At 43.7% G+C, this 1,973-nt stretch carries 2 protein-coding genes; both read right to left on the bottom strand.

All coding sequences use genetic code 11. From position 1 onward, the window contains the following. Positions 1-229: 229 nt before the first annotated feature. Positions 230-1,333 (bottom strand): ATP-binding response regulator, encoded by a 1,104-nt coding sequence (locus DP116_RS28030; protein WP_169158223.1) that lies wholly within the window; start codon positions 1,331-1,333, stop codon positions 230-232. A gap of 75 nt (positions 1,334-1,408) precedes the next feature. Further along, positions 1,409-1,627, bottom strand: a complete 219-nt coding sequence (locus tag DP116_RS28025) for a hypothetical protein (RefSeq protein WP_048871560.1) — start codon at positions 1,625-1,627, stop codon at positions 1,409-1,411. Positions 1,628-1,973 lie beyond the last annotated feature (346 nt).

Below are 1,973 nucleotides of genomic sequence, written 5' to 3'. Positions count from 1 at the left end.
TGCCTAACGGCACGCTACGCTATCGGGCACCCCTCTCCTTATTAAGGAGAGGGGATAGAGGTGAGGATTAAGGAGAGGGGATAAAGGTGAGGATTAAGGAGAGGGGATGAGGTGAGGCAATTGAGCTGCAACTTGGTATCAGTTAGCGCAAAAAACATAAAACTTGTTGGGTTGCGCGGGCTATAAAAAGGGTGTATGAAATTGGCATTGTTAAAATAACTCATACTTTCTATGATGACTGTTTAATTGGCAAATTCACAATGAATACACTCCCTTTGCCGACTTCTGAATTCACGTGAATCGTGCCTTGATGTGCTTCGACAATTCGTCGCGAAAGGTACAGTCCTAAGCCACTACCAGAATGATTATGACTTCCTTGGCGAAATCGTTCAAATAAAGTGAGTTGTTCTTCAGGAGAAATACCTCGACCTGTATCTGCGATTTCAACTGTTATGCAATTCTCTGAAGGAGTCGCTGGAGTGATGCGGATGGTTATTGACCCGGTGTCAGTAAATTTGATAGCGTTACCTATCAGGTTGGTGAATAGTCTGTGGAGTTCCAGGCGATCGCCCATCACTTTACTACTCCCTGAGTTCTCACCTAAATCTAAATTGACTGTAAGGTGCTTTTGGTCAGCTAAAGGACTCAATTCTTGTGAAACTTCTTGTAGTAACTTACTGAGATTCACTGGTTGAAACGCTAGAGTTTTGCGACCTGCTTCAAAGCGATAAACTTCTAGTAAGGTGTTTACCATAGCTAGCAGATTACTGTTACTGCGAGCCATGATCTCTATCACTTCCTGCATTTGTGGTGACAGTTGTCCCAAAGCACCGTCAGCAAACAGCAACAGCATTCGATCTGCTGCTACCAAGGGTGTGCGTAAGTCGTGGGTGAGGCGAGAGGCAAAATCTTGACGTAGACGGGCAATTTCATCGCGTTCATCTATACTGTGCTTGAGACGGAGGAGCGATCGCACTCGTGCCAACAATTCATCCACAGTCACAGGCTTGCGGATAAAATCATCTGCGCCCAAATCTAATCCATGAGCAACATTAGGTGAGTCATGTGCGGTAATCAGGAGAATTGGGATAAATGGCAAAGTCGTATTTTGCCGAATCCGCTTAGTAACTTCATAACCATCCATTCCCGGCATCATAAGATCCAGCAACACTAAATCACAAGTCGATGTTTCGAGTTGTGCTAATGCTGAAGCACCATTTGCAGCCGTGCTAACTGTGTACCCTTCTTCCTGCAAAATGGTTTTCACCAAAAATACATTATCAGGAGAATCATCTACAACCAAAATCTTGTCAGACTTAGAAGATTTAGACATATAGCACACAAGAGACGCTCATTCCACAAGAAAGAAAAATAGCTTCAGCCTTTGCTATTTTCCCCCTTACCAATACTACTCACTTATTTGGATATCATGTTGTTGTGGTTGCTTAGGTAAAGATTCTTGCGGTGTTTTGAGTAAAACCCAATAAAAGTAGAGTAAGAGAATCTGCTTTTTCAGCAAGTGGTTGAGGCGTTTGAGGTTGCGCTCATTTAGCAGCCATTCCCCAAACTTCTCTAGTAACAGACCAAGAATAATTTCAACAGATTTGTTAATAATTATTTCTAGCATTGCGTACGCCTCAGTTATTTGACTGAGTTAACTGTCGCAATTTTCTTTCGTAGTTATTTATTTGACTTGCAGTGACTTAGCTTGACTTGTCCTGATATGTGCTAATTTGCAAGTAATTTTCAGATACGACTTAGCATGTTACATCCTGTGTAGGGTGGGCAGTCTTATACGTGTCAACTTAACCTGAAACCCTTGTTATTACTTACGTCATACCCTTATGTTTGCTCACAACTCTCGCTTTACCCCACCCCGGTTTTGTCTTGCGCCAAAACCGCCCCTCCCCGCGAGCTCGGGGAGGGGACGTGATAGCGTTTGCGCAGCGTCCCTCTTAGGGACTAGCGTGGCG

The organism is Brasilonema bromeliae SPC951 (assembly GCF_012912135.1).
Taxonomy (GTDB): domain Bacteria; phylum Cyanobacteriota; class Cyanobacteriia; order Cyanobacteriales; family Nostocaceae; genus Brasilonema; species Brasilonema bromeliae.
The sequence above is the reverse complement of the archived record's forward strand: the minus strand, read 5'-3'. Positions and strand labels throughout refer to the sequence as shown.

What these genes read in the sequence shown, in the direction of transcription:
- DP116_RS28025 (WP_048871560.1), bottom strand. Translation starts at nt 1,627, where the DNA reads ATGCTAGAAATAATTATTAACAAATCTGTTGAAATTATTCTTGGTCTG.
- DP116_RS28030 (WP_169158223.1), bottom strand. Translation starts at nt 1,333, where the DNA reads ATGTCTAAATCTTCTAAGTCTGACAAGATTTTGGTTGTAGATGATTCT.